The 8766-nt window shown below is 64.0% G+C and carries 7 protein-coding genes and 1 pseudogene; 3 read left to right on the top strand and 5 right to left on the bottom strand.

The genetic code is table 11. The annotated features are described in order from the left end of the window. Nucleotides 1-167: pseudogene (locus tag M3461_19315) on the top strand (calcium-binding protein). Between the two features lie 295 nt (nt 168-462). On the opposite strand, the gene M3461_19310 reads toward M3461_19315, so the two are convergent. Continuing rightward, the gene (locus M3461_19310; protein MDQ3776348.1) at nt 463-1671 is read right to left on the bottom strand and encodes an FAD-dependent oxidoreductase; all 1209 of its coding nucleotides are present in this window, start codon (nt 1669-1671) and stop codon (nt 463-465) included. A gap of 31 nt (nt 1672-1702) precedes the next feature. Then, nucleotides 1703-2380, bottom strand: a complete 678-nt coding sequence (locus M3461_19305) for a hypothetical protein (protein ID MDQ3776347.1) — start codon at nt 2378-2380, stop codon at nt 1703-1705. A gap of 216 nt (nt 2381-2596) precedes the next feature. Between M3461_19305 and guaB the strand changes: the two genes are divergently transcribed. After that, the gene (gene guaB / locus M3461_19300) at nt 2597-4060 is read left to right on the top strand and encodes an IMP dehydrogenase (protein MDQ3776346.1); all 1464 of its coding nucleotides are present in this window, start codon (nt 2597-2599) and stop codon (nt 4058-4060) included. Between the two features lie 13 nt (nt 4061-4073). Continuing rightward, nucleotides 4074-5672 carry a glutamine-hydrolyzing GMP synthase gene (gene guaA, locus M3461_19295; protein MDQ3776345.1) on the top strand — a complete coding sequence of 533 codons (1599 nt, stop codon included), beginning with the start codon at nt 4074-4076 and terminating at the stop codon, nt 5670-5672. 360 nt (nt 5673-6032) lie between these two features. On the opposite strand, the gene M3461_19290 is transcribed toward guaA, so the two are convergent. The 3 genes from M3461_19290 to M3461_19280 form a co-directional block, all read right to left on the bottom strand. Then, entirely contained in the window at nt 6033-6569 is a 537-nt protein-coding gene (locus M3461_19290) for a hypothetical protein (protein ID MDQ3776344.1), read from the bottom strand. Between the two features lie 3 nt (nt 6570-6572). Continuing rightward, nucleotides 6573-7016: a YdcF family protein gene (locus M3461_19285; protein ID MDQ3776343.1), complete on the bottom strand. Its 444-nt coding sequence runs from the start codon at nt 7014-7016 to the stop codon at nt 6573-6575. A gap of 440 nt (nt 7017-7456) precedes the next feature. Further along, nucleotides 7457-8065, bottom strand: coding sequence for a DUF502 domain-containing protein (locus M3461_19280; GenBank protein MDQ3776342.1), 609 nt, complete (start codon nt 8063-8065; stop codon nt 7457-7459). Between the last annotated feature and the right edge of the window lie 701 nt (nt 8066-8766).

The following is an 8766-nucleotide window of genomic DNA, read 5'->3' as shown; positions in this document are numbered from 1 at the left end:
GGGATGTGATCGTCGGTCTGCAAGGCAACGACACCATCAAAGGGCTAGGGGGTAATGACCTGATTTGTGGAGGTAGCGGAAAGGATATGTTGGTCGGCGGTCGGGGAAGGGATCGGCTCGACGGAGGTCGAGGGAACGATACACTCGACGGAGGGCGGGGCGAAGATACCTGTAAAGGCGGTGGTGAGGCCGATACCGCTCGCCGGTGCGAAAAGAAGCGCGGGGTTCCTTAGGCCGAACTTCTTCGGGGCTGGCAACGCTCGGCTTAGGGGGAAGCCTGGATCACGGGGACGCTAGCCAGTCGCGGGCTTCGCAGCGAACTAATGTTTGCCGTTCCTTGTGTACTCTCAGCGTGTCCTCGCCGGCTTGGTTTACTACCGTCTGGTGCTCGGATTCAGTCGCACGGGCCCGGCGTCGGGGCAGGACGTCCTCGCATGAAACTTATCATTCTTTTAATTTTGGTCACGGAAGCGCCGGATGGCGGTTGAGCGCCTGAACGATGGGCCGGGCCAGCGCAGGCGCGTTGGCGAGCAAACGCACGAGCACCCCGGTCAGGAGCGGGGAGCGCAGGAGGCGGGCGGTCGCGCGGCACAGCCGGCGCGGGCCGAGGGCGCGGCGATGCAGGGCGGCCCAGAGCGCCGGGAATCCCGGGTCCCAGCGATCCACGGCGCGCAGGGCGAGGGGACAGAGCGCCCGGGCCGAGGTCAGGGCCCAGGCGATGCCCTCGCCCGTGAAGGGCTCGACATAGCCCGCCGCGTCCCCGAGCACGAACAGGCGCTCCGCGCCGATGCGCTCCGGTCGGGAGGTCAGGCCCGGGGTGCCGCGCCAAGGGCCCGCGGCGAGCCCCGCGGGCACCGGCCAGCCGACCTCGGCGATGACCCCGGTGGCGGCGCGCGCGGGTCCGCCGAGGTGCCCGAGGGCGCTCGGGTCGAAGGCCGCGGCCACATCTAACCGGCCGTCCTCGAGGCGTACGAGCCCCACATACCCGGCCCGGCCGCACGCCATGTGGATACAACCTGCGCGGTAGAAGCCCGGCGCTTCGTCCACGATCAGCCCGGTGCCGATCCGGGAGGCAGGCGCGGTCATCGCCGGCGCGCGCGGCAAGAGTCCCGCGCCCAGGCCGTCCGCAGCGAGCACCAGCCGGGCACGAGCGCTTTCCGTGCCCCCGCCGTGCTCCAGGACGAGGGGCCTGAAGCTGTCCGTCGGCCCCCCCAGTACCCCCACTACCCCCAGTCGCGCGCGCGTCCTGGGCAGGAACTCGGCGCCGGCTTGTACCGACGCCCGCACCAGGAGGGCATCGAAGCGCTCGCGCCCGAGCGCCGCGCCGCCGGGCAGGCTGAGCGCGACCTCCGCGCCCGCGGCCGCGAGTCGCAAGCCATCGAGCACCACCCCGCCGGCCTCCTCGACCAGAGCGCCGAGACCGACCGCCTCGAGCGCCGACAACACCCGGCCGTTCAGGCACGAGCCGCATACCTTGTAACGGGGAAAGCTCGACTTGTCGACCAGGAGGACCGAGCGTCCGGCGCGCGCCAGCTCGCGCGCGGCGCAGGCCCCCGCCGGGCCGGCCCCAACGACGATCACGTCCCAGGCGCGCCGAGCGGCCTCGGCGAGGCCCAAGGTCGGCGCTACGGGCACGGAGGCCGGTGTCGCGGAGGCGCCGGGATCGGCCATGAGGCGCGCCAAAATATAGTGAAGAGGAGGGCTATTCGAGCCAGCGGTCGATCAAGGCCGCCATCTCGGGCCCCGCCAGGGGTGGTTCCGGGGCGTCGAACCACCGCATCGACTGCGCCGCAATGCGCTCGGCGATGCGCGCGCCACTGCAGAGCCCGTGCGCGTCGTAACACTGCTCCGGGCACTTGGCGAGCACGTTGAGCGCGGCCCCGAGCACCTGCTCGCGGACCGAAGCCAGGTGCGTCTGGGGTGGCGTCCCCGTCACCGCGACCTCACCGGCGGGTGCCTTGATGGCGCGCAGGATGAAATCCATGAGGGTCACGAAGGACTCCGGCAGGACGAGGCCGCGGCGGCTCGCCCAGCGGTACAGATCGGCCGGCTGGACGCACCAGTGCTCGGGACCCGCGCCGCTGTCGATGAGTCGCGGCCCGCCCCGATCCATCACCGCGGCATGCACGGCCGCCCACACCCGGTCCTGCACTTCGGTCGAGCCCGGGGCCCCACCGCCCCGGGCCCAGACGACCGGATCGATGCCGAGGAGCAAGGGCACGGCCTCATCCCGCAACCGCCACACGGGCCGCCTGAGCCACCGCTCGTAGAGGAGCTGTTGATGAAAAGGGCCCGCCCTCCCGACCGCGGCCGGACCGGCCCAGGACGAGGCGACATCGGCCAGGAGCCCCGCAAGCCGCGATGGATCGGTGTTGGGCATAGGCGCCGAATGGTACGCCCGAAGCGATCGGGGTGGAATATCGCTCGGCCTTTCCCTCGGCGCCGTCGGAAACGGTTCAAAACGCTGCACCGTCCGTGGCGGGTGCTCGCCAACTCCCCGCCCCGGGTCGCATCATTTACCCCCTTCGGCAGAGCCCCTATAATTGTTCGATTCACGATAATGGTTCGATCCGCGGCCTTGCTCTTCCCTGAACCCATGCGTCTCGCCGGCGAAGCCCTGACATTCGACGATGTCCTCCTGGTCCCGGCCTATTCCGAGGTCGTGCCGCGGGACGTGAGCCTGGCGACGCGGCTCACGCGCGACATCGATCTCCGCATCCCCATCCTCTCGGCGGCCATGGACACGGTGACCGAGGGCCGCCTGGCCATTGCGCTCGCGCAACAGGGGGGGCTCGGGGTGATGCACAAGAACCTCGGCCCCGAGCAGCAGGCCGCCGAGGTGCGGATGGTCAAGAAATACGAGAGCGGGGTGGTCAAGGACCCGATCACGGTGACACAAGAGACCAGCATCCGCGAGGTCCTGGCGTTGACCCGTGCCCACAACATCTCCGGCGTCCCGGTCGTCGATGGCGAGCGCCTCACCGGGATCGTGACGAGCCGCGATCTGCGCTTCGAGACCCGTCACGACAACCCGGTGAAGAGCATCATGACCCCGCGGGACAAGCTCGTCACGGTGACCGAGGGGGCGGGGCGCGATGAGGTCGTGGCGCTCCTCCACCGGCACCGCATCGAGAAGGTCTTGGTGGTGAACGAGCGCTTCCAACTCCGAGGCTTGATCACCGTCAAGGACATCCAGAAGGCGCAGCAATTCCCCAATGCCTGCAAGGACCGGCACGAGCGCCTGCGGGTCGGCGCGGCGGTCGGCACCGGCGCCGGCACCGGTGAGCGCGTGGAGGCGCTGGTCCAGGCCCAAGCGGACGTGATCGTCGTAGACACCGCCCATGGCCATTCGCGCGGGGTCCTGGACACGGTCCGGTGGATCAAGCGCCATTACCCCGAGGTCCAGGTGATCGGCGGGAATATCGCGACCGGTGAAGCGGCTAAGGCCCTGGTCGAGGCAGGGGTGGACGCCGTCAAGGTCGGGATCGGTCCGGGCTCGATCTGCACGACCCGCATCGTGACCGGGATCGGCGTGCCGCAGGTGACGGCCGTCTCCGAGATCGCCGCCGCGCTCGGGGGTAGCGGCGTGCCGGTGGTCTCGGACGGTGGGATCCGCTACTCCGGTGATATCGCCAAGGCCATCGCCGCGGGGGCGCATGCGGTCATGATCGGCTCGCTGTTCGCCGGGACCGAGGAGGCCCCGGGCGAGGTCGAGCTGTACCAGGGACGCTCGTATAAGTCCTATCGCGGCATGGGCTCGCTCGGCGCCATGCAACAGCAGCACGGCTCCGCCGACCGCTACTTCCAAGAGAGCGACGAAATCGAGAAGCTGGTGCCGGAAGGCATCGAGGGGCGGGTGCCGTACAAGGGCAGCCTCTCGGCCATCATCAACCAACTGCTCGGCGGGGTGCGCGCGGCCATGGGGTATACGGGTTGCGCCACGCTCGAAGACCTGCGCACCAAGGCGCGCTTCGTGCGCGTGAGCTACGCCGGGATGCGCGAGAGCCACGTGCACGACGTCGCGATCACCAAGGAGGCGCCGAATTATCGCGCCGACTGAGGCGGTTCACAGCATGGGGGCGGACCGCGGCTCGGCTACCGCTCGGGCCCACCGCGACCGGATCCTGATCCTCGACTTCGGCTCCCAGTACACCCAGCTCATCGCCCGCCGCATCCGCGAGGCGGGGGTCTACAGCGAGATCCACCCCTACGATTGCGCGGACGAGGTCCTCCGGGCCTTCGCCCCGCGTGGCATCGTGCTCTCGGGGGGGCCCGAGTCCGTCGCCCTCGCCCCAGAGGTCGCGCCGCCCGCGCGGGTGTTCGATCTGGGCATCCCGGTGCTCGGGATCTGCTATGGAATGCAGACCATGGCCCAGCAGCTCGGCGGTCGGGTCGAGGCGTCGCGGGCGCGTGAGTTCGGCTACGCACAAGTGCGGGCCCATGGGCATTCGGCCTTGCTGCGCGACATCGAGGACCACCGGAGCCCCGAGGGTCATGGCCTCCTCGATGTGTGGATGAGCCACGGCGATCGGGTCGAGTCCCCGCCGCCGGGGTTCCGGGTCATCGCCGCATCAAAGTCCTCGCCCATCGCCGGCATGGCCGACGAGACCCGCCGGTTCTATGGCCTGCAGTTCCACCCCGAGGTGACGCACACGCGCCAGGGCAGCCGCATCCTCGAGCGCTTCGTCCACGAGATCTGCGGCGCGGGGTCGAGCTGGGGCACGGAGGCCATCATCACCGAGGCCGTCGCGCGGATCCGCGCCGAGGTCGGCCGCGAGCGCGTGCTGCTCGGGCTCTCGGGTGGCGTGGACTCGGCGGTGGCCGCGGCCCTCCTGCACCGGGCCATCGGCGAGCAGCTCACCTGCGTCTTCGTGGACAACGGGCTCTTGCGGCTCGGCGAGGGCGACGAGGTGATGGCGGCCTTCGCCGGGCACCTGGGCGTGTCCATCATCGAGGTCGATGCCGGGGAGCGCTTCTTCGCGGCGCTGCGCGGGATCGAGGACCCCGAGGAAAAGCGCAAGCGCATCGGATCGGTGTTCATCGAGGTCTTCGAAGAGGAGGCGGTGAAACTACGCGACGTGCATTGGTTGGCGCAAGGCACGATCTACCCCGATGTCATCGAATCGGCCGCGGCCAGGACCGGCAAGGCGCAGGTGATCAAATCCCACCACAACGTGGGCGGCCTGCCCGAGCGCATGCGTCTTCGGCTCATCGAGCCCTTGCGCGAGCTCTTCAAGGACGAGGTCCGAAACCTCGGTATGGAGCTGGGCCTGCCCTACGATCTCGTGTACCGCCATCCGTTTCCCGGTCCGGGGCTGGGTGTGCGCGTGCTCGGCGAGGTGCGGCGAGAGTATGTGGAGACGCTGCGTCGGGCCGAGTCGATCTACATCGAGGAATTGCGCGCTGCCGGACTGTACGAGCGCGTGAGTCAGGCCTTCGCCGTGTTCCTCCCGGTGCGCTCGGTCGGAGTTACGGGCGACGCCCGCCACTATGCCCACGTGATCGCACTGCGTGCCGTCGAGACCGTGGATTTCATGACGGCACACGCGGCCGCATTACCACACGACTTCCTGGATCGCGTAGCGCGCCGTATCGTCAACGAGGTGCCCGGTGTCTCGCGGGTCGTCTACGACATCACGGGAAAACCGCCGGCCACCATTGAGTGGGAGTGAAGGACCGATCACTCCCGCGTATTGGCCTGGAAGCGGATCCTATCGCCGGCGGAGCAAGCGCGCTTCGAGGCGATCGCGGGCAAGGTGCTGGGGCGCTGCGGCCCACGAAGCTGACCGACGTAGTCAAGGCACCGCGGGGATTTCTGGTTCTTTTCCTGAGAATATTCGGGCGTATGAGGTTTAGGCCGTCCAACTCTAAACCACTGGATCTGATATATTTACGTATCGGACATTGAGACGTCTCTAACGGCTGATCTCACGCTGAAATATACTTATTATCGGCTAATGACGTCTACAGAAGGAGATAATGGCTCCTCTTCAACCGTTCCGTCGTAGCCACATTTCAACGTTCGCTGCTCTCTATTGGAAGGATCGAGACTTGACGAAAGTGTGCGCCAACACGCCACATCCAACGAGCGAGCCTGGTACTACACCCAACCAATAGCTACATATCGGTAGCGTGTCCGCTGCGAGGCCAACCCACGGCGCAGCAAGAGCGGACCCGACAAATAGCGCTATCACAACAACATATGAATATTTCATCTGGAGCGACCTGGTCGATCGTAAGCGCGTCTCCCAGGTCAACACGGTCGTATTGAAAATGCCATTGATCCGCAATTCGAGCTGTTGGATGTGTTTCCCCGCACGCATCATTCGTTCAACTTCGCCCAGCCAGATGTAAAGCACCAAGGCGCTAATTACTGGTAAACCGATGCAAAAAACTCCGACGATTAGGTGGGGCGATCGGTCGCCTGCATCAAGAGAGAGTACGGCGCCCGCCAGAACTGCGAGGGTGCCAAGGCCAAATGCAACAATCTGCGTTCTGTTTTGCATAGAGTCGAGACTCTCTTGACGGAGAGTATCGTACTCCTTGAACAGAGCATCGACTTCGTCCATGGGTTACGCCCATCCTCGTATCTTGGCGAGTAGAAATGATGGGAGCTCCCAAGTTAGCAAAAACCTCGGCTCGGAGGAGAGCCTACGCTGAGGGAGTAGTTCGTACTTGCTCTTGGCGGCAGCGAAGTAGAAAGTGTACTCGGGTCCGTAAACTCGGCGAAAAATGGCCAGCGCCCGGCGGGCATGAACGTTCTGGGCGACGAGGATCAAAGAGCGCCAGCCGAGCTCGACGACAATCGGCTTAGTCAAGAATGCGTTCAAATGCGTGCGCCGAGATTTGTTCTCAATGATCAGCGCAGATTCTGGTACACCAAGTCGACGAGCCACGCTGGCCATGGCCTCGGCTTCGGTGGTGCCGTTGCGCTGGTATCCGCCAGTGAAGACAATTCGATCAGCGACCCCGGCGATATACAGGTCGACACATTTCTTTGCGACCGCGGCCGACATAGGACTCGGTCCGCCATCGGCTCGCAGACCTATTCCAATCCCGATTATGCCGTCGGCTGTGGACGAGACGGTGTCCCGAGGCTGGTAGACCCGAAGTATGACCGCACTAAGCCGATCCAAGATGCGCAAGGTTTGAAAAAGGCGGAGCATAGGAAGCTCAACGTTGGTTTGCAACAGGTACTGTAACGTCGGAGGGGGGCAACTATCGGGCGGGCACCATAGAGCAACCGCCGTTGTGTCCTCTGCGCGCCAAACAGGGCCATCCTTGGCCCTGGCTTCGAGCCCCTTCCGATCGCGGAGCTCCATGCGCACCGTCGCTTCCAGTGAGCAGCCAGCCACCATGTTCCCATTGATACATGGTACGAAACCCCGGCGCTTGAACAGCCGCAGCACCTGGGTGCGCACCGTGCGTTGCACGTTTTAGTTAAATTCAAACCCCTTTAACGTTTGAGTTTTTCATCATTAACATTACCAACAACGCCAGCGGTTGCGATAAAACGCAGAGCATCCTCAACAGACATATCTATTTCTACTACGTTCTCCCGTGACATAATGACCGTGTTTCCACCCATCTGATAACTGAATGGCAGAAATACGGCAACCTGGTTATCGGCGATAAAAGTATATGAGCGCTCCTCAGAATCCGAAACTGTAATAAAGCCTACCTGTTGACGATCGCCGGGGGGTACATTAACCAAAACTACTTGTTTAAATTTCCCTTTCTGTTCGTGGCCGAAAAGAGAAGTGAAATCGCGTATTGCTGTATATATGGTTTTAACAACGGGAATCTTAATCATAAGTTGTTCAACGTTATTGAATCGTCTGCGGAAAGTTTGAGACTCCAGAAAGGTTCCCACAAAAAACACTACAGCAAGACCTAACACGAACCCCAAACCTGTTATGTACCAACTGTCGGGGAAGAAAAACTTGAAGATATTTCCCAGTGCCAATTCTGCAGTGCCGGCAAGCCAGAAGAGCAAATAAAGAGTGAGTGTAATGGGGATAATCGCCATCAACCCTTTGAGAAAGGTTTTACTGATCGGCTTCATTTGCATTTTCCAATTATTATAATTCATAAGCTTATAATCCAAAATAAAGAGTTATGTGAGAATAGGAATCTGGAAAGCCCTTTTTCTTCAAAGTTCCGACTGGATCGGTAGGCTGTCAAACGTGTCCGGTATCGAGCCGGAATCGGTGGATTATCGGGCTTTTGGGCGACCTAGGTTCGCCAGTAAGCATAGGTAGTTCAACGCTGTTTTGCAATAGGCACTGTTGGGTCGGACGGGCGGGCCGGTGATCTGGGGTAGAGCCCGTTTGGGCCCATCCCGGCCGAGTTCTAGATGGCTGTCGGGGCTTCAGGATGACGGACCGGCGAGGGCCGGATGCCCAAGCTTGCGTCATTACTTCCCCGCCTACCCCCGGGTCATCGGCACCGTGGCGGGCCTAAGCTCAGGACCTATCGCGCGACCGCCGAGTGCGTGATGCAGAGGGTCTTGCCCGCGCTTCCCGGGAGTGGCCTCCTCGCAGATACCCGCAAGACCCCGTCGCCCGTTGGGCCCCGGGTCCTTCGGGCCCGAAGCCGTCGATCATCCGGTAGCGAGGATATAGCAGAGTCCGAGCCCTGCGCAGGCGCCGATGACCTCGAGGACGTCGCGCTTGAACCTCACCAGGGCCACGAAGGAGGTAAACCGAAACCACCGCCGCGAACCAATGGAACCCGCCCGCGAAGGGCGCGGCATCGGTGCCGGCC

The organism is Pseudomonadota bacterium, assembly GCA_030860485.1.
Taxonomy (GTDB): domain Bacteria; phylum Pseudomonadota; class Gammaproteobacteria; order JACCXJ01; family JACCXJ01; genus JACCXJ01.
Note: the sequence above shows the minus strand (reverse complement) of the source record. Positions and strands in the feature narration are given on the sequence as shown.